The following is a 19,240-nucleotide window of genomic DNA, read 5'->3' as shown; positions in this document are numbered from 1 at the left end:
GCTCAATAACTCCATGTCGATCACTCCGCTGTCCCCCGCGATGCCGCGTGAGACGTGGTGAAAACATGGGTCACTTCTCGATGGAAAAATCCGTGCCTACCGGGTCAACTCTCAGTGGAAATCAACACGCTCAAGGTTCGCGGCGTTGACGAAGGTGAGTTCGGCCTTCCCATCCTTCAGCGCCTCGATGGAGGCAAAGCCTGGATAGATGGTGCCGCCCGGGTTCGTGGCCAGCGTCAACCGACCCGAGGTCGACTTCGCCACAGCATCGGCCATGGCCGTGAAATAGGGAACGCGCGGATGGTTGAGCGGGATGTCGAAGACGAGCCGCAGCTCTTCTGCTGCCGCGGGCGCCGGAGCGGCAACGATGGGTGCGAGTGTCATCATCGCCGCCACCGCGAGGCGGCCGAAGTCTTTCTTCATGGGCGTTTCCTCCTGTTTTGCGCGCCTTGATGCGCGTCATTCGCCTGATGTGCGGGGCACCATGAGCCAAGTCTCAATAGGCCAGCGGCCAGCGGCGCAGGCGTTCCTTTGCCTTCACCGCGAGGCGGGCAAGGCCGTTCGGCTCGATGATCAGGAAGGACACGATGAGGGCGCCGAAGATCATCAGTTCGAGATTGGCGAGCACGTCGGGCTTCAGCGCCCCGCCGAACAGCACGGCCGCGTTGGCGATGGCCACCGGCAGCAGCACGATGAAGGCCGCGCCGAGGAACGAACCGAGGATGGAGCCGAGACCGCCGATGATGATCATGAACAGGATCTGGAACGAGCGGTGGAGCGAGAAGGCCTCGATCTCCACGGTGCCGAGATAGAGGAAGCTCCAGAGCGCCCCCGCCACCCCGCAATAGAAGCCCGACACGGCGAAGGCGGTGAGCTTGGCGCGGGCGGTGTCGACGCCGGTCAGCTCCGCCGCCGTCTCGTGGTCGCGCACCGCCATCAGCGCGCGGCCGGCGGAGGAGCGGACGAGGTTCTTGGCAAGCAGTGCGAGGACCACCACCGCCACGAATGCCACGAGGTAGCGCGACGGCACCGACGAAAAGGCGAAGCCGAATAAAAAGAGCGTCGGGGTGGAAACGACGCCAGAGGGGGTGTTCAGCACCAGCCACGGAATGTGGGTGCAGATCCATTCGATGAAGAATTGCGCGGCAAGCGTTGCCACCGCCACGTAGAAGCCGCGGATGCGCAGCGACAGCAGCCCGAAGGCGAGCCCCACGGCGCCCGCCACCAGCCCCGCCAGCGCGAAGGAGACCGGGAAGGGCAGCATGGGCAGGCGGATGACGAGGTTCACCGCCGCATAGGCCCCCACCGCCATGAAGGCGCCGGAGCCGAGGGAGAGCTGGCCGGCATAGCCGGTGAGGATGTTGAGCCCAATGGCGGCGAGCGACAGGATCAGGAACGGCAGCAGGATGGAGCCGAGCCAATAGGGCCCCGCCACCAGCGGCATCAGCGCGCCCGCGCAGACGACGCCGATAACCGCCCGGCGGTCGAGGGCCACGGGGAAGATGGCCTGTTCCTGGGCGTACGAGGTCTTCAGCTCCCCGGCGTCACGGTAGAACATGGGTCAGACCCTCGCGATGCGGGCAGCGCCGAACAGGCCGGCCGGGCGAATGAGGAGGACAGCGATGGCAAGCGCATAGGGAAACCAGTTCTCGATGCCGCCGCCCACGAACGGGCCGAGATAGATTTCGGCGAGCTTCTCCGAGACGCCGATGACGAGCCCCGCCACGATGGCGCCGGCGATGGAGTTGAAGCCGCCGAGGATCATCACCGGCAACGCCTTGAGCGCCACCAGGGTGAGCGCGAACTGCACCCCGAGCCGGGCGCCCCAGACGAGGCCTGCGACCAGCGCGATGAAGCCCGCCGCGCCCCACACCACCGCCCAGATGAAGCCGAGCGGCACGCCCGCCACCTGCGCCGCCTGGGTGTCGTCGGCCACTGCGCGCAGCGCGCGGCCGATCTTGGTGTAGGAGAAGAAGGCCGAGAGCACCGCCACCAGCACCGCGGCCATGACCGCGGCGGAGAGATCGAACTGGGACACCAGGATGCCGGCGATCTCCACGGGTTCGTCGGAGATGCCGAGGTCCAGCCCGCGCACCCGCGTGCCCCAGATGAGCTGGGCGAAGCCCTCCAGGAAGATGGACAGGCCGATGGTGGCCATGAACAGGATCATGTGATCCTGCCCGACAAGCGGGCGCAGCACCGTGCGCTCGATGGCCACCGCCAGCACCAGCATGGCGGCCAGCGCCAGGAGGAAGGCGGCCCACATGGGCAGGCCGAATTCCAGGAAGCCCACGAAGGTCAGCGCCGCGAACAGCACCATGGCGCCCTGGGCGAAGTTGAACACGCCCGAGGCCTTGAAGATGAGCACGAAGCCCAGCGCCACCAGCGTGTACATGACGCCGGAGAGCAGGCCGCCCACCACCACTTCGAGAAAGAAGGAGAAATCGCTCATCTGCTGTTCCTTCAGGCGGCCGCGCCCACGGCGGCGGAGCCGAGATAGGCGGCGATGACTTCGCGGTCGGCGCGCACCTCGGCCGGCGTGCCGTCGGCGATCTTGCGGCCGTAGTTGAGGACCACGACGCGGTCGGACAGGCCCATCACCACGCCGATGTCGTGCTCGATGATGAGGATGGTGGTGCCGAAACTCTCGTTGACCCGGCGGATGAAGCCGCACATGTCGCGCTTCTCCTCGTGGGTCATGCCGGCCATGGGCTCGTCCAGCAGCAGCAGGCGCGGCTCGGTGGCGAGCGCGCGGGCGAGCTCAACGCGCTTCTGGACGCCGTAGGGCAGGCTCGCCACCGGCGCCTTGCGCAGGTGCTCCAGCTCCAGGAAGGCGAGGATGCGCTCCGCCGCCTCCCGCTCGCGGCGCTCCTCCGCGGCGGTGGAAGGCAGGCGCAGCAGCTTGCCGAGAAGCGTGCCCCTGAAGCGGGCGGCGCGGCCCACCAGCACGTTGTCGATCACGTTCATGCCCTTGAACAGGGAGACGTGCTGGAAGGTGCGGCCGATGCCGGAGCGCGCGGCGAAGGCCGGGCGCATGCGGGCGCGCACCTTGCCGGCGAAGGTGATGGAGCCGGCGCGCGGGTGGTAGACGCCGTTGATGACGTTGAGCAGCGAAGTCTTGCCCGCCCCGTTCGGCCCGATGATGGAGAGGATCTCTCCCTCATGGATGGCGAGCGAAACGTCCGTGAGAGCCTTCACGCCGCCGAACGCCACCGCCACGCCGCTCACCGCCATGAGCACCTTTCCCGGTGCGCGGGAGGCGCGCTCGATCCGGGCGTCGTCGGCCGCTAGGACAACGGCGGCGGGCATGGCACGGCGCACGTCGCCCTCCAGCGTCAGCTCGTGCGGGCCGAAGCCGTCTGGCGCCAGCTCCAGCGCGGTGATGGAGACAGGCGCCCCGTGGCTCTCCGCAACGAGGCGGGCATTCACCCGCTCCACCGCCGTAGCGGCGCGGGCGCGGGCGGCGGCGCCATCCTCCGTGTCGCCGGCAATGGGGGCGGGCGCGATGCGCGCCCGCAGACCCGTGGCATCGCGGGTGATGCGGGTGCGGTCGATGCCAGGCTCGCTGCGCAGCAGGGCTTCCACGCGCCGCAGCAGGCTTGCCGCGTCGGTCGGCATGCCGGTGCGGGAAAACGGGCTGCCGTCCTCGGAAAGGCCGAGGTCGGTGTCCAGCGGCAGGCCGAAAGCCATGAGGCGGGTGACGGCGGCCGGCTCCAGTTCGCCGGAGGTGACGAAGGCGAGGCGGCAGGCGCTGATTCCGAGGGTGTTGCGCAGCGGCGCCGCGAAGGCGATGCCGGCGCCGGGAGCGCCCATCTCCGCCGCACGGGCGAGTGCCCGCACCAGCGGCCCGCCGCCCGCAAGCCGGCGACCGGCATCGCGGTCGATCAGCTCGAACACGCGGGCGGGCGCGGGCAGCACGGTGGGCGCCACCTCCCTGAGGTCGATGGGGAAGCTCGCCGGCCCTTCCACGCAATGCACGCAGCAGCCCGACAGGAGCGGCTGCACGAGGCTGCCGGCCGCGTCCGTGATGCCGGAGGCGGGCAGGAAGGCCATGAGCCGGTCGGATGACACAAGCTCCAGCCGCGACACCGCAGCCTTGCCGGCGGCAAGGAGGCGCCGGTGGGAGTGCGCCACGGGGCGGGGCGGCCCGTCCGCGCCGTCCGTGTGCAGGATGAGCGCGGTCTGGTCGCCGTCGACGGTGGCGGCGCGCCAGGCGAACCAGGCGATGCCATCCTCGCGGGCCTCTTCCGGTGATGGTCCCAGCTCGTCGAGGCGCAGTACCGGCACGCTGGCGCGGCTTACGGCGCGCCACGCGCGGGCGGCCTCCTCGTTCTCGCACAGGACCAGGGCGGGCTCGCCCTCCGGCGCCCCGAACCGGCGCAGGAATTCCGGCCCGAGCGGCATCACGGCGGCGCCGAGGCCTTGGGCTCCGAGGGCGGCGGCATAGAGCTCCGGCCGGTTCTCGCCCACGCTCACCAGCAGGCCCGCGCCGGTGAAGCCCGCGCCGTCGAGCAGGCGGGCCATGGCGGCGGTGCGGGCGAGATAATCCGCGAACGTCCACGTGCGCCAGATGCCGCCCGTCTTGTGGCGCAAGGCCGGGCGCATGGCATGGCGGCGGGCGGCTGCGAGGAGGGCGCCGGGCAGGGTTTCGCCGGGGGGCGCGTCCGTCAGCCGGGTGCCGAACGCGGCATGGTCGAGGGCATGGTTCATGGGAGGAAGGGTCCCTTCGGCCATGGAGGTCAGGAGAGCCAGCGCGGGCGCCGACGGGCGGCAAGGGTCGCGCCGCCCGGCTCGGCGGAGGCATCAAGCCCGAGATAGGAGGCGCGGATTTCGGGATCGGCGGCGAGCGCCGCTGCGGGGCCTTCGCGCACCACGCGGCCGCTCTCCACGAGATAGCCGTAGGTGGCATAGCGCAGGGCGACGGAGGCGTTCTGCTCGGCGAGGAGGAAGGTCATGCCTTCCTCCGCGTTGAGCTGCCGCATGATGGAAAAGATCTCCTCCACCAGCAGTGGCGCGAGGCCCATGGAGGGCTCGTCGAGCAGGATCATGCGCGGGCGGGCCATGAGGGCGCGGCCGATGACGCACATCTGCTGCTCGCCGCCGGAGAGGAGGCCGGCGGCCTGGTGCCGGCGGTCCTTCAGGCGGGGGAAATAGCGGTAGACCATGTCGAGGCTGTCGCCCACGGCGCGGTCGCGGCGGGAGAAGGCGCCGACCTTCAGATTGTCCTCCACCGACAGGGTGCCGAAGGCGTGCCGCCCCTCCATCACCAGGGAGAGGCCGCGCCGGGCAAGGTCGGAAGCGTCGAGCCCGTCGATGCGCGCGCCGTCATAATGGATGGCGCCACGCGTCACCTCGCCCCGCTCGGAGCGCAGGAGGTTGGCCACCGCCTTCATGGTGGTGGTCTTGCCCGCCCCATTGGCGCCCAGCAGGGCGACGATGCCGCCCCTCGGCACGCTGAGCGACAGGCCGCGCAGGACCAGCGCGAGACGGGAATACATCACCTCGATGCCGGCGATGGACAGCAAGGGGCCTTGCTCGTTCATGGCGCGCCTCTCCCTGGGATGGTTCCGGCACCGGGGCGGGCAAAGCCCGCGCTCCGGCGCGTCGGTTTGTGATGGGGTCGTGGGTGGAGCGGACGGGCTCAGTTGGTCTCGCTGGCGCAGTCGCGCGCCGTGATGCCCTTTTCCTTGGCGAACTGGGCCGCCGAGGCCTCGATCAGCGGGCGCACCATGGACTGGTCCGACTTGATCCAGTCGGAGATCATCACCCATTTGGCGCCGTCCCATTGCTGGAAGCGGATGGCGCCGTCGCCCTCGTGGTCGGCGCAGGTGACCTTGATTTCCGGCATCAGGCCTTCGAGGCCCAGTTCCTTGATGCGGTCGGCCGTCATCACCAGATGCTCGAGGCCCCAGCGCACCTCGTCGCCGGTGAGCGGGCGGTTGCCGAACTTCGCCATGGCGGTGCGCATGGCCTCGGTCACGGCGACGCCGTGGAGCACGCCGCGGACGTAGTAGACCGAGCCGATGCGGTTCTCCTCCACGTTGCCGGCGCCCTTGGCATAGACGTATTTCTTGATGTCCTCGAACACCGGATAGTTCGGCCCGGTGGCGTGGAACTGGGCGGTGATGAAGCCCTTTGCCGCATCGCCCGCGGGCGTCACGTCTTCCTCCGAGCCCGACCACCACCAGCCGATGATGCGGTCGCGGGCGATGCCGGCGCGGGCGGCTTCCTTGATGCCGGTGGGAGTGGCGGCACCCCAGCCACGGAACAGCACCCAGTCCGGGCGATACTGGCGCACCTGCAGCCACACGGCCCGCTGGTCCAGCCCCGGCGGGGTGATGGGGAAGGTGGTCACCTCGAATCCGTAGCGCTTGGCCTGGGCATCGAGGATGGCCTGGGTCTCGCGGCCGGCGGCGAAATCCATCACCACGTTGGCGATGCGCTTGCCCTTCAGCTTCTCGAGCCCGCCCTCGCGCTCGGCGATGTAGCGGATGGTGGCGGTGTTCTCGCTCCAGTAATTGGAGATGAGCGGGAAGAAATAGGGGAACACCCGCCCGTCGGAGGAATCCGTGCGCCCGTAGCCGATGGTGACCGAGGGGATCTTGTCCGCCGTCATGCGGTCGATGAGGGCGTAGACGCCGCCCGTACCGGAGGGCGTGAAGGCGGCGGCGCCGGTGGGGCCCTTCCCCTTCTGGCGCTCGTAGCACTCGATCATGCGGTCGGGCTGATAGCCGGTCTCGCACTCCTCGTAGACGAGCTTCACGCCGTTCACCCCACCGTCGCGGGCGTTCACCAGCGCGAGATAGTCCGCATAGGCGCCGTAGATGCCGGAGCCGCCCGGCGCGTAGGGGCCGGTGCGGTAGATGGCGATGGGCACGAACTGCTCCATCGGCTTGCCCGCCCCGGGGGCAGGCGACTGGGCGGAGACAGGCAGGGATACAGCGGCGGTGAAGGCCGCGACGCCGAGGGCGCAGGCGAACGCAAGGGTCGGCACGCGGCGCGTGCCAGGGCTTCGAGACATTGGCGTTTCCTCCCGAGGCCGGTATTTGGTCCGGCATTTTTGATATGATGATCGGACCATAAATCGAAGGACGAGGAATCGTCAATAGATCGTCGCCAACTGCTGAATCTCGAACAAAGTCGTTATTATAGCTATATTTTCACGAGATATGGCGTCATCCGCGCTGCGATGCAGCGACGATTTTTCCCTTGACCGCAGAATTTCAGTCGGACAATTTTGGTCCGACAAAACGTCCGAACACCGGTGCCTCATGGTCGAAGCCGAACGCATGCCTCCTGGTCTCACGTCGTCGTCTCAGGAAGAGGGCGACGCGTCGGCCGTGGCCCTTGGGCGGCAGGCCTTGTTGCCACCGCCGGGCGTTGCCCTGCGCAGCCGTGCGGAGAGCCGGGTGCTCGACTGGGATGCGGTGGCCATCCATCTTGTGGACCACGGCATCGCGCTGGATCACGCCTTCGCGCCGCGCCAGTTCGCGGGCGGGCTGGCCAACCTCAACTTCCTCGTCCGTGTGGCGGACGGCTGGGCGGTGCTTCGGCGCCCTCCAGACGGCCCGCTCCCCCCCGGCGCCCACGACATGGCGCGCGAGCACCGCATCCTCTCCAGCCTCTGGCGGGAGCTGCCGCTGGCGCCCCGCAGCCTGCATCTGTGCGCCGATGCCGGGGTCGCCGGCGCGCCGTTCCAGCTCCTCGAATTCCGCAATGGCATTGCCCTGCGCGGCGACAGCCTCGCCCCCTTCCCCGCCACGGCGGAGACCGGCGCCGCCGTCTCGCGCCTGCTGGTGGAGACGCTCGCGGCCATCCATGCGGTGGACCCGAGCCGCGTGGGCCTCGGCGATCTCGGCCGGCCCGCCGGCTTCTTCGCCCGCACTGCCGCAGGCTGGATCGGCCGCGCCGAGCGGGTGGCGCAGGGCGCGCTCTCGCCTGCCGCTCGCGCCGTGGCCGCATGGCTCGCCGCCGCCGAGGTGGCGGATGCAGCGGCGCCGACATTGCTGCACAACGACTTCAAGCTCGACAACGTGCTGCTTGATCCTTCGACCCGCGCGCCCGTCGCCGTGGTGGACTGGGACATGGGCACGCGCGGTGATCCGCTGTTCGACCTCGCGACCCTGCTCAGCTACTGGACCGAGCCGGGCGATCCGCCGTGCATGCACCAGCTGGCGCAGATGCCCACGGCTCATCCCGGTTTCCTGACCCGCGCGGAGGCGGCGCAGGCCTACGCTCGCGCCACGGGGCGGGACCTCAGGCAGCTCAAGCCCTACCGGGTGCTCACCATGCTGAAGCTCGGCGTGGTGTTCCACCAGCTCCACGCCCGGCATCTGGCCGGCGAGACGGCGGACCCGCGCTATGCCGGCTTCGGCCAGCTCGCCGAAGCGCTGTTCGACTTCACCCTCGATATCGTCAACGACAAGACATTCTGAGGCGACGCCCCATGGATTTTGCACTTCCCCAAGAGCTCGCGACGCTGGAGGTCCGGACGGCAGCCTTCGTGCGGGAGGAGCTCCTGCCCTTCGAGGCCGACCCCCGCCGCACCGCCCACGGCCCCACCGACGACCTGCGCCTCGACCTTGTCGAGAAGGCCCGCGCCGCCGGATTGCTGAGCCCACACGTGCCGCGCGAATGGGGCGGGCTCGGCCTCTCGCATCTCGGCAAGGCGGTGGTGTTCGAGGCCGCTGGCTATTCCATGCTCGGTCCCGTGGCGCTCAACATCGCCGCGCCGGACGAAGGCAACATGCACCTCCTCGCCGAGGTGGCGAGCCCGGCGCAGAACGCGCGCTTCCTCGCGCCCATGGCGGCGGGGGAGAACCGCTCCTGCTTCCTGATGACCGAGCCCCATCCGGGCGCCGGCGCCGACCCCTCCCTCATGAAGACCACAGCGGTGAAGGAGGGCGACCACTTCGTCGTCAACGGCTTGAAGTGGCTCATCACCGGTGCCGAGGGCGCCGCTTTCGCCATCGTCATGGCGCGCACGCTCATTGACGGCCGGGACGTGGGTGCCACCATGTTCCTCACCGGTCTGCCGGCGGCGGGCTTCCGCATCACCCGCGCCCTCGACACCCTCGACAGTTCCTTCACCGGCGGCCATGCGGAGGTGGCTCTGGAGAATTTGCGTATTCCCGCCACGGACGTTCTGGGCGCGGTGGGCGAGGGCTTCCGTTATGCCCAGGCGCGGCTCGTGCCGGCGCGCCTCACCCATTGCATGCGCTGGCTCGGCGCGGCGCGGCGCGCCCACGATATCGCCACCGACTATGCGTCGCGTCGCGAGGCGTTCGGCGGCACGCTGCTGTCCCACGAGGGCGTGGGCTTCATGCTCGCCGACAACGAGATCGACCTCCACACCACCCGCCTCGCCATCCGCCACGCCGCCTGGTTGCTGGACCAGGGCCAGAAGGCGAACGTCGAAAGCTCCATGGTGAAGGTGTTCGCCTCGGAGGCCATCTTCCGCGTGGTGGACCGCGCCCTCCAGGTGCTCGGCGGGCTCGGCATGACCCGGGACACGGAGGTGGAGCGCATCTTCCGCGACGTGCGCGGCTTCCGCATCTATGACGGCCCGTCCGAGGTGCATCGCTGGAACATCGCCCGGCGCCTCGCGCGAACCGCGACCGCAGCCGCCGTGCCGGCCGGAAGGGCGGCGTGATGAGCATCGCTATCGCCATGCCCGGCGCTGCGCCGCCCGTCGCCGGCCTTCAGGGCAAGATCGTCATCGTCACTGGCGGGGGGAGGGGCCTCGGCCGCGCCATCTCGGAGGGCTTCGCCGCCGCCGGCGCCCGTGTGGTGCTCACCGGCCGCACCGCCGCCACCGTGGAGGAGGCCGCCGTCGCCATCGCCGCGCAGGGCGGCGCGGCGGAAGGCTGCGCCGCCGATGTATCCCGCGAGGACGACGTGGACGCGCTGTGCCGCGCGGTGGTGGAGCGCCACGGTCGCATCGATGCTCTCGTCAACAATGCCGGCATCAATCCCTGGTACAAGGCCGCCGAAGACACCAGCCTCGATGAATGGCGCGCGGTGGTGGACACCAACCTCACCGGCGTCTTCCTCGCCGCCCGCGCCGCCGGCCGGGTGATGCTGGCGCAGGGCGAGGGTGCCATCGTCAACGTCACGTCCGTCGCCGGGCGGGTGGGCCTTGCGCGGACCACCGCCTATTGCGCCGCCAAGGGCGGGGTGGAGGTGATGACTCGCCAGCTCGCCCTCGAATGGGCGAAGAAGGGTGTGCGGGTGAATGCCGTCGGCCCCGGCTATTTCGAAACCGACCTCACCGAGGGCCTGCGCCACAACCCCAAGCTCGCCGAGCGCGTCACCGCCCGCACCCCCATGGGGCGCTTCGGGCACCCGCAGGAGCTGGTTGGCGCCTGCCTGTTCCTCGCCTCGCCTGCAGCCTCCTACATCACCGGCGCCTCGCTGGCGGTGGATGGCGGCTGGACTGCCGCCTGATCCCGGATATCCCATGAACGCCCTGACCCCCACCGCAGCCCCCCTCGCCCTCGCCGGCCTGAAGGTGCTGGACCTCACCCGCCTCCTGCCCGGCGCCTTCTGCTCGCTGATGCTGGCGGACCTCGGCGCCGACGTGCTCAAGATCGAGCAGCCCGAAGGAGGCGACTACAACCGCACCTTCCCGCCGCTGAACCGGGCGGAATCGGGCTCCTTCCTGCTGCTCAACCGCAACAAGAAAAGCCTGACGCTGAACCTGAAGGCCGAGGAAGGCCGCGCCATCCTCCTGAAGCTGGTGGAAGAGGCCGACGTGTTGCTGGAAGGCTTCCGGCCGGGCGTCATGGACCGCCTCGGCCTCGGCTACGAGAACCTGTCCGCCCTCAACCCGCGGCTCGTCTATTGCGCCATCTCCGGCTACGGGCAGGACGGGCCGAGCCGGCTGAAGCCGGGCCACGACCTCAACTACCTCGCCGAGGCCGGCGCGCTGCAATTGTTCGGCAAGGCCGGGGAAGGCCCCATCGTGCCGGGCCTGTCCATTGCCGATGTGGGCGGCGGCTCGCTCATGGCCTCCACCGGCATCCTGGCCGCGCTGCTGTCGCGGGCCACCACGGGCCGGGGCCAGTTCGTGGACGTGTCCATGCACGACGGCGCCATCTCCTGGCTGGCGCTCCACGGCGCGGACCACCTGTTCGCCGGCATCGAGCCGAAGGGGGGCGAGCGCCCCTTCATCGGCCAGGCGCCCTGCTACAACGTCTATGCCTGCGCGGATGGGAAATACGTGGCGCTGGGCCTCATCGAGCCGCATTTCTGGCATCGCTTCTGCGATGCCGTCGGCCTGCCCGACCTGAAGGACGAGCAATGGCCGCAGGACGAGCGGGAGGTCGCGCAGAAGCAGATCCTCGCCGACCTCTTCGCGCAGAAACCGCGCGATGCATGGGTGGCGGAGCTGGAACCCGCCGATATTCCCTTCGGCCCGGTGTTGTCTATGGAAGAGGCGTTCGCCGATCCCCATGCGCAGCACCGGCAGATGCTGCTCTCCATGGAGCATGCGGTGGAAGGCACCATTCCGCAGATCGGCTTTCCAGTGAAATATTCCGGCACGCCCTGCACCCTGCGTTCGCCGCCGCCGCTGCTCGGCGAGCACACGGGCGCTGTGCTTGCGGGCCTCGGCTACGGCGAAGACGACATCGCCGCGCTGAAGGCCGGCAAGGTGATTTGAGCCAAGTGACTTGAGCAGGTGATCTGCAAGCAAGAGAGCGCAATGCTCCGGGAGGAAACCATGGCCCCCAACATGACCGACTATGCCGCGACGGCCCGCACCTTCCGCTGGCAGGTGCCGGAGACCTTCAACTTCGGCGCCGACGTGGTGGACCATTTCGCCCACACGGCGGATGGCACCGCCCTCATCTGGGCCAATGCGGCGGGGGAGGAGCGGCGCTTCTCCTTCTCCGACATGGCGCGCCTCACCGCCCGCTTCGCCTCGGCGCTGGCGGCGCGAGGGGTGAGGAAGGGCGACCGGGTGCTGGTGATGCTGCCGCGCATCCCCGAATGGCAGGTGGCCATGGTCGGCTGCCTGAAGCTCGGGGCGGTGCCTATCCCCTCCATCGAGATGCTCACCGCCAAGGACATCGTCTATCGCGTGCGCCACGCGGGGGTGCGCGCCATCATCGCCCGCGCCGAGCATGCGGAGAAGTTCGCGGACGTGATGGGCGAGGTGCCGGTGCGCCTTGCCCTTGGCGACGCGCCGGGCTTCGAGGCGCTGGCGGAGGCGCTGGCGGCGGGAGACGAGGCCTTCGTGCCGGTCGAAGTGGCGGCGGACGATCCAGCCGTCCTCTATTACACCTCCGGCTCCACAGGGCAGCCGAAGGGCGTGCTCCATGCCGCCAGAGGCCTCTATGCGTGGCGCGGCTCGGCCATCCATTGGCTGGACCTGCGGCGCGGCGATACCATCTGGTGCACCGCCGACACCGGCTGGAGCAAGGCCGGCACCTCCATCCTGTTCGGCCCGTGGAGCTGCGGCGCCGCGAGCTTCTTCTATGACGGCCCGTTCGACCCGAAAGAGCGCCTGCGCTTGCTGGAGAAATACGGTGTCACCGTCTATTGCGCGCCGGGCACCGAGCTGTTCCGCGTGGTGGATGCGGGCGTCGCCGAGCACGACCTCTCGCGCCTGCGCCACACCGTCTCTTCCGGCGAGACGCTGAACCCGGCGGTGGCGGCGCGCTGGCAAAAGGCCACCGGCATCCCCATCCTGGAAGCCTACGGCCAGACCGAGACGTTGATGACGCTGCTCAACTATCCCTGCGTGCCGACGCGGGAGGGCTCCATGGGCAAGCCGCTGCCGGGGCTCGACCTCGCCATCATCGACGACACGGGCCGCCGCCTGCCGCCGGGGGCAGAGGGGGACATCGCCATTCTCACCCCGAACCCGCAGATGATGCTGGGCTATCTCGACGAACCCGAGCGCACTGCGAGCGCCCATGTGGAGGGGCCGGAGGGCCGCTGGTTCGTCACCGGCGACCTCGGCACGGTGGACGCGGACGGCTATTTCTACCATCGCGGCCGCAATGACGACGTGATCAACTCGGCCGGCTACCGCATCGGCCCCTCGGAGGTGGAGAATGCGCTGCTCGACCATCCGGCGGTGCAGGAATGCGCGGCGGTCGCGGCCCCCCACGACGAGCGGGGCGAGATCGTGAAGGCTTTCGTGGTGCTGCGCGCCGGCTTCGTCGGGGACGCCGCCCTGGTGGCCGCCTTGCAGGATCACGTGAAGCGTGTCACCGCTCCCTACAAATATCCCCGCGCCATCGCCTTCATCGACGAACTGCCGAAGACCATGACCGGGAAGGTGCAACGCAAGGTGCTGCGCGATTTGGAGAAGGCCCGCGCGGCCGAGAGGACGGTCCCAGATGTCGCTCGCGCTTGACCCGGTGCTGGTGGAGCCCGCCTTCCGCCTCGTGGCCCGCACCATCGAGGACAAGATCCTGTCGGGCGAGATCGCGCCGGGGGACCTGCTGCCTTCCGAGGCGGGGCTCGCGGAGAAGCTGGGCGTCAACCGCTCCACCATCCGCGAGGCCATCCGCGTGCTGGAGCAGAACGGCTTCGTCAAGCGCGAGGCGGGGCGCAAGAAGCTCTACGCCTCCATCCCCCATTCCGGCGACATCTCCAAGCGCCTCACCGCCGCCATGGTGCTGCACCAGGTGACATTCGAGGAATTGTGGGAGGCCATGTATGCCCTCGAGCCGGCCGCGGCCGCCTCCGCCGCCCACCGCAGCGATGCGGAGGATGTCCAGGATCTGGAGCGGAACCTGGAAGCCACGCGCAAGGCGCTGAAAGATTCCACCAGCCTCACCGAACTGGACATCGCGTTCCACGATCTGGTCGCCCGCGCCACCCGCAACCGCGCCATCCAGATGGCGCGCATGCCGATCTCCGAGCTGTTCTACCCGCCCTTCCTGAAGGTGATGTCGCGCCTCAATGCCGGCGAGCGCCTGCTGGTGGCCCACGAGGCCATCTACGCCGCCATCCGCGACCATGACGAAAAGCGTGCGCGGGAGTGGATGGAGAAGCATATCCTCGATTTCAAGCGCGGCTACGAGCTCGCCAATCTCGACATGGCAACCCCCGTGGACATGCCCGGAAAATGAACGCCCCCCTTTCCTCGCCCTCTGCTCCGGACCGCATCGCGCCCACCGCCGAAGAGGCCATCCGCTCGCGCCGCTCGGTGCGCGCCTTCCTGCCGACGCCGGTGCCCGACGAAACCTTGGCCAGCATCCTGGAACTCGGTGCCCGCGCGCCGTCGGGCTCGAACATCCAACCGTGGCAGGTGATCGTGCTGCGGGGCGAGCCCCTCGCCGCCCTCACGCGGGAGCTTCACGCCCTGTCGCTGGCCGGGGATCCGGGCCGGGAGGAATACGCCTACTATCCCCGCCAATGGCGCGAGCCCTATCTCGCCCGCCGCCGCAAGGTGGGCTGGGACCTCTACGGCACCCTGGGCATCGCCAAGGGTGACAGCGAGCGCATGCGCCGCCAGCACGCCCGCAATTTCCTGTTCTTCGATGCGCCGGTGGGGCTCGCCTTCACCATCGACCGGGACATGGAGCGCGGTTCCTGGCTCGACTACGGCATGTTTCTTCAGAACATCATGATCGCCGCCCGCGGCTTCGGCCTCGATACCTGCCCGCAGGCCGCCTTCAACGCCTATGGGGCGGTGATGGCCCGGCGCCTCGCCATTCCGGACACGCAGATGGTGGTGTGCGGCATGGCGCTCGGATACGCGGACGCCGCCGCCCCGGAGAACCGCTTCGACACCGAGCGCGAGCCCCTGGAAGGCTTCGTGCGCTTCATCGACACGCTCGCCTGAACGACGGGTCCACGGCCCTACCTCTCGCCACCGCCGCACGCACCGCCCCGGCGGTGCGAAGGATGGCGCACGTCCCAACCCCAAACAGGACATGTCCCACATGGATCTCACCGGCACGCTCGCCATCGTCACCGGCGCCGCTTCCGGCCTCGGCAAAGCCACCGCCCGCCTGCTGGCGGAAAGGGGCGCCCAGCTCGCCTTGATCGACCTTCAGCCTGAGGGCATGGCGGATCTCGCCCGGGAGACCGGGGCGCTTTCCCTCTCCTGCGATGTCGCCGACGCAGCGGCATCCGAAGCGGCGTTCGACCGCATTGTCGCGGTTTGCGGCGTGCCGAGGCTGCTGGTCAATTGCGCCGGCATCGCCCCCGGAGCGCGTATCGTTGATCGAGGCGGGCCCGGCTCTCTCGTGGAATTTGAGCGCATCGTGCGCATCAACCTGATCGGCACCTACAACTGGCTGCGCCTCGCTGCGGCCGCCATGACAGGCAACGCGCCGGACGCCGAAGGCCAGCGTGGCGTCATCATCAACACGGCCTCCATCGCCGCCTATGAAGGGCAGATCGGCCAGGCCGCCTATGCCGCTTCCAAGGGCGGGGTCGCCTCCCTCACCCTGCCGGCCGCGCGGGAGTTGGCGCGCCACGGCATCCGCGTCGCCGCCATCGCTCCCGGCCTGTTCGGCACACCCATGGTGGAGGCCATGACGCAGGAGGTGCAGGACCGCGTTTTCGATGCCATCCCATTCCCGAAGCGCCCCGGCCGGCCTGACGAGTTTGCCCAGATGGTCCTCAGCATTGTCGCCAACCCGATGGTGAACGGCTCGGTATTCCGGCTCGATGCCGGATTAAGAATGCTGGCTCGGTGACATCTGCTCCGACCGCGGGGCGACACCCAGATCGGAGCCTGCGCGTGTGTTGGTGGCACTCTTCAAATCGCGAGCGGAACCTAACTGCCCTCGGCGGTCCGCACTTCGGCCGGCGCGCCACCCAACTCCAAGACAATAAACGGCTTTTCGGCCCCTGCGCTCGGTTGGGTGATGCCTCCATCACCTCGGTTGTCAGCGGGCCATCAGCGAGATCGGCAAGCCAGACTGCGCCAACGCGCCGGGCAAAGGATGCTCACGCCGCCTCCCGCCCCCGGTTGAGGATCGGGGCATCAGGGCGCCGGGACCTCATAGACCCTGGGCGCTCCGTCCTTCACGCCATCCATGAGCACCAGCACCTCATAGGGCTTGCCGGCGATGCTGTCGGTGATGAGCTGCAGCGCCTCCGGCTTGCCATCGTCGGCGGAGGTGATCTGCGCCAGGGGTTTCGCTGTCTCCGACCGCCCGTCCCAGAAATGGATCACGCTGCGCCGCGCAGCAAGGTGGTCGTCCGATCGGCCGAGGCCGGCGAGAATGAGGAAGCCGCCGGCCACCGGCGCGAGGTCGCGCACGCCGATCCCGGCATCGAGTTGCACCCGCAGGACTTCGGCCTTCGGCGCCGGCCCGGCGAACAGGGCGTTGGCCGGCACCTTGAGGATGGTCGCCCCCGCTGTGGCGGGGTTGCGCAGGCCGAAATAGAGCGCGCCGTCGCGGGCGGCGATCCCCTCAATGTTGAGGCCGTCCGCGTCGAGGCGAGCACAGGTCGTGCCCTCCCGGCACGCCAGCCGGGCAAGACCGGGGATGGCGGCGATGACATTTTCCAAGGCCCGCGTGGAGGTGATGCCGCCGGGGGCGATCGCGCCGGTGGTCGGATCGGTCGGGATGCGGAACACCTGGAAGCGCCGGGCCTCGTATTGACCTTCGGAGCGCGACGCCCCGTGCGAGCCGGTGACGTAATAAGCACCGCCCTCCGGCGCGGCGGCAAAGGTGGCGCCTTCCAGATCGAGTTCGCCCGCGCCCGCCTGCGCCGGATGGAGGCGCGCATCGAGGCGGATGGTTTCGCCCGCAAGCGTCGCGCTCCACATGAGATCCTTCTCGTCGCCCACCAGGATGCAGGCGCGCGGACCGGGGCCGGGCGGCGGCGCGCAGGCGATGCCGCTGAGGCTGCGTTTCTCCTTGCCTGTGCCGAGATCGCCCTTGAGGACGAGATCGCGGATGACGCGGGCTTCCGGCACGGTCGCCGCGCTCTGCTGGGCCAGCAATGGCGCCGCTGTGCCAAGCAGGAAGGCGAGCACAGCGGCCACACCCGGCGCCCGCCCCCGCCTCCTGGCACCGGGCAGGCGCGAGCGCCGTGCGTGCATGGCAACCGAGATCATCCGAGAACTGGCCAAAGGCGTCTCCCTGCATATCCCGGCGAAGTCTGCGCCCGCCAAGCGCCACCGGCAATCGATTCGCCTCACTTTCGGGCATGGTCCGCCTCGCCGTCGGGTGACGCGGCCGGGAACGCCCGGCGCAGGCGGGAGACTGAACGGCTGGGAGCGGCGCACCCATGGCAAGCCCGGTGGCCGTACGCCCGATGGCGAAGAGTGAGGCATCAGGAGGAAGGCGAAGTCACGGAACAAGGCGTGTGCGCCTCGGTGGGGACGTTCCGCGGGCGCAGAGGCTTGCGCGTGGGCGGCACTGTCCCACTGAGACCGGTGCGTTCAAGCTGGCGCCTCGGGCAGGGGCCGCGGCGCCAGCTTCTCTTGTCCAACTCTTCTTCTTGTCCGGCTCTTCTTGCCGGGATCTCTTCCGATCAGGTCGGGAGGATCGGATCGGGAGGATCGGACCACGTGCGCCGCCCGCTCAGCCCCTGTGCTGTCGGCTGCTCTGAATGCGCTTGAGGGCATTCTCCAAAGCGTCCACGTCGTCCTTCGTATTGTAGAAGGCGAGCGAGGGGCGCACCGTGCTCTCCAGCCCGAAGCGGCGCAGGATCGGCTGGGCGCAGTGATGCCCGGCCCGCACCGCGATGCCTTCCCGGTCGAGGGCGGTACCCACGTCCTGGGTGCGGCAGCCGTCGAGCACGAAGGACAGCACGCTCGCCTTGTGCTGCGCGGTCCCGACCAGCTTCAGCCCGGGCACGGTCAGCAGGCGCTCGGTGGCGTAGACGAGCAGATCGTGCTCGTAGCGGGCGATCACCTCCATGCCGATGGCCTCGACATAGTCGATGGCGGCGCCGAGCCCGACCGCGTCGGCGATGTTGCCGGTGCCCGCCTCGAACCGCTCCGGCGGGCCGTTGTAGATGGTCTTCTCGAAGGTGACGTCGGCGATCATGTTGCCGCCGCCCTGCCACGGGGGCAGATGGGCGAGCACGTCCGCTTTGCCGTAGACCACGCCGATGCCCGTGGGGCCGAACACCTTGTGGCCCGAGAAGACGAAGAAGTCGGCGTCGAGCGCCTGCACGTCCACCGCCATGTGGGAGACCGACTGTGCCCCGTCCACCAGCGCGCAGGCGCCGTGACGGTGGGCGATGGCGACCATTTCCTGAACCGGAACCACGGTCCCCAGGGCGTTGGAAACCTGGGCCAGGGCGACGATGCGGGTGCGCGGGCCGAGCAGCTTCTCGTACTCCTCAAGGATCACCTGCCCGGTGTCGTCCACCGGCGCGACCCTGAGGCGGGCACCCTTCTCGGCCGCGAGCTGCTGCCAGGGCACGATATTGGCGTGGTGCTCCAGATGGGTGACGACGATCTCGTCGCCCTCCTTCACGTGGCGCCGGCCGTAGGTCTGGGCCACGAAATTGATTCCCTCGGTGGCCCCGCGCACAAAGATGATGTCCTTGACCGAGCCGGCATTGAGGAAGCGCCGCACTTTCTCGCGGGCCGCCTCATAGGCGTCGGTCGCCCGCGCGGCGAGGGTGTGGGCGGCGCGGTGGATGTTGGAATTCTCGTGCTCGTAGAAGTGCGCGAGCCGGTCGATCACCGCCTGCGGCTTCTGGGTCGTGGCTGCATTATCTAGCCAAATCAGCGGCTTGCCGTGAACCGTCTGCTGCAGGATGGGAAAATCCCGCTTGATGGAATAGGCGTCGAACGGCCGGGCCGCCGAGCCGAGGTCGGGGACGAGTTCCGGCTTGAGGCCCGATGCGAGGGTGCCGAAGTCGAGCGGCCGGGCGACGGCCGGCGCCGTGCCGCCGAACGACGGATCAGGCGGGGCCGGTTGGGGCGGGGCACCCGCCGGGGCGCGGCCGGGCGCGTGAGCTTGCGCCTCGCGCAGGAAATAGAAGCCGTCTTCCTCGGTTCCGACACCGTGAGCGGGCAGCGCGGGCGATTCCGGCGGGCGCCGCGCATCGAGGGAGACGACGCTGCCGAGGCTGGAAGGCACCGGGTTGAAGTCGAACGGCGCGGCGAGGCCTGGCAGCGAGAACGCCGGCGATCCGCCGGGCTGGGGCACGCTCGGCACGCCAGGGATGGCAATGGCCGTCGGTGCGTTCGGCGCCGGAATGTTTGGCGTCGGCACCACGGACGGAATGGTGACGGGCGGCAGGTCCGGAGCGGCGGCGGGTGGGGGCGCCGGCAGGTGCGGTGCGAGCACCGTCGTCG

At 69.4% G+C, this 19,240-nt stretch carries 16 protein-coding genes and 1 pseudogene; 8 read left to right on the top strand and 9 right to left on the bottom strand.

From position 1 onward, the window contains the following. Positions 1-111: 111 nt before the first annotated feature. From K9U41_RS15130 to K9U41_RS15100, 7 genes and pseudogenes are all read right to left on the bottom strand, one after another. Complete coding sequence (locus K9U41_RS15130; protein ID WP_282641676.1) at positions 112-423, bottom strand: hypothetical protein; 312 nt, start codon at positions 421-423, stop codon at positions 112-114. A 73-nt stretch (positions 424-496) separates the two neighbouring features. Beyond that, positions 497-1,558 (bottom strand): branched-chain amino acid ABC transporter permease, encoded by a 1,062-nt coding sequence (locus tag K9U41_RS15125; protein ID WP_282641675.1) that lies wholly within the window; start codon positions 1,556-1,558, stop codon positions 497-499. 3 nt (positions 1,559-1,561) lie between these two features. After that, positions 1,562-2,452, bottom strand: a complete 891-nt coding sequence (locus K9U41_RS15120) for a branched-chain amino acid ABC transporter permease (protein WP_282641674.1) — start codon at positions 2,450-2,452, stop codon at positions 1,562-1,564. Between the two features lie 11 nt (positions 2,453-2,463). Further along, entirely contained in the window at positions 2,464-3,309 is an 846-nt protein-coding gene (locus K9U41_RS23975) for an ABC transporter ATP-binding protein (RefSeq protein ID WP_432715803.1), read from the bottom strand. A gap of 540 nt (positions 3,310-3,849) precedes the next feature. Then, positions 3,850-4,710: pseudogene (locus K9U41_RS23970) on the bottom strand (AMP-binding protein); the annotation flags it as partial. A 29-nt stretch (positions 4,711-4,739) separates the two neighbouring features. Then, positions 4,740-5,543 (bottom strand): ABC transporter ATP-binding protein, encoded by an 804-nt coding sequence (locus K9U41_RS15105; protein WP_282641673.1) that lies wholly within the window; start codon positions 5,541-5,543, stop codon positions 4,740-4,742. 98 nt (positions 5,544-5,641) lie between these two features. Then, entirely contained in the window at positions 5,642-7,021 is a 1,380-nt protein-coding gene (locus K9U41_RS15100; RefSeq protein ID WP_282641671.1) for an ABC transporter substrate-binding protein, read from the bottom strand. 268 nt (positions 7,022-7,289) lie between these two features. Between K9U41_RS15100 and K9U41_RS15095 the strand changes: the two genes are divergently transcribed. The 8 genes from K9U41_RS15095 to K9U41_RS15060 all read left to right on the top strand — a co-directional run bounded on the left by K9U41_RS15095 (position 7,290) and on the right by K9U41_RS15060 (position 15,665). Then, a complete protein-coding gene (locus tag K9U41_RS15095) occupies positions 7,290-8,435 on the top strand; it encodes a phosphotransferase family protein (protein WP_282641670.1) in 1,146 nt (381 codons plus the stop codon). An 11-nt stretch (positions 8,436-8,446) separates the two neighbouring features. Further along, positions 8,447-9,652 carry an acyl-CoA dehydrogenase family protein gene (locus K9U41_RS15090; protein WP_282641669.1) on the top strand — a complete coding sequence of 402 codons (1,206 nt, stop codon included), beginning with the start codon at positions 8,447-8,449 and terminating at the stop codon, positions 9,650-9,652. After that, entirely contained in the window at positions 9,652-10,446 is a 795-nt protein-coding gene (locus K9U41_RS15085) for an SDR family NAD(P)-dependent oxidoreductase (protein WP_282641668.1), read from the top strand. Before K9U41_RS15090 ends, K9U41_RS15085 begins: the two co-directional genes overlap by 1 nt. A gap of 13 nt (positions 10,447-10,459) precedes the next feature. Next, positions 10,460-11,662, top strand: coding sequence for a CaiB/BaiF CoA transferase family protein (locus tag K9U41_RS15080; RefSeq protein ID WP_282641667.1), 1,203 nt, complete (start codon positions 10,460-10,462; stop codon positions 11,660-11,662). 42 nt (positions 11,663-11,704) lie between these two features. Next, the gene (locus K9U41_RS15075; RefSeq protein ID WP_282641666.1) at positions 11,705-13,366 is read left to right on the top strand and encodes an acyl-CoA synthetase; all 1,662 of its coding nucleotides are present in this window, start codon (positions 11,705-11,707) and stop codon (positions 13,364-13,366) included. Next, positions 13,350-14,087, top strand: a complete 738-nt coding sequence (locus K9U41_RS15070; protein WP_282641665.1) for a FadR/GntR family transcriptional regulator — start codon at positions 13,350-13,352, stop codon at positions 14,085-14,087. Before K9U41_RS15075 ends, K9U41_RS15070 begins: the two co-directional genes overlap by 17 nt. Further along, entirely contained in the window at positions 14,084-14,803 is a 720-nt protein-coding gene (locus tag K9U41_RS15065; protein WP_282641664.1) for a nitroreductase, read from the top strand. Before K9U41_RS15070 ends, K9U41_RS15065 begins: the two co-directional genes overlap by 4 nt. A gap of 100 nt (positions 14,804-14,903) precedes the next feature. Then, the gene (locus K9U41_RS15060) at positions 14,904-15,665 is read left to right on the top strand and encodes an SDR family NAD(P)-dependent oxidoreductase (RefSeq protein WP_282641678.1); all 762 of its coding nucleotides are present in this window, start codon (positions 14,904-14,906) and stop codon (positions 15,663-15,665) included. A 290-nt stretch (positions 15,666-15,955) separates the two neighbouring features. On the opposite strand, the gene K9U41_RS15055 is transcribed toward K9U41_RS15060, so the two are convergent. After that, complete coding sequence (locus tag K9U41_RS15055) at positions 15,956-16,966, bottom strand: DUF3616 domain-containing protein (protein WP_282641662.1); 1,011 nt, start codon at positions 16,964-16,966, stop codon at positions 15,956-15,958. A gap of 541 nt (positions 16,967-17,507) precedes the next feature. Beyond that, the gene (locus K9U41_RS15050; RefSeq protein WP_282641677.1) at positions 17,508-19,232 is read right to left on the bottom strand and encodes a family 2A encapsulin nanocompartment cargo protein cysteine desulfurase; all 1,725 of its coding nucleotides are present in this window, start codon (positions 19,230-19,232) and stop codon (positions 17,508-17,510) included. Between the last annotated feature and the right edge of the window lie 8 nt (positions 19,233-19,240).

The sequence above is a fragment of the Xanthobacter autotrophicus genome, assembly GCF_029991245.1.
GTDB lineage: Bacteria > Pseudomonadota > Alphaproteobacteria > Rhizobiales > Xanthobacteraceae > Xanthobacter > Xanthobacter autotrophicus_C.
This window is presented reverse-complemented; position numbering and strand designations above follow the sequence as displayed.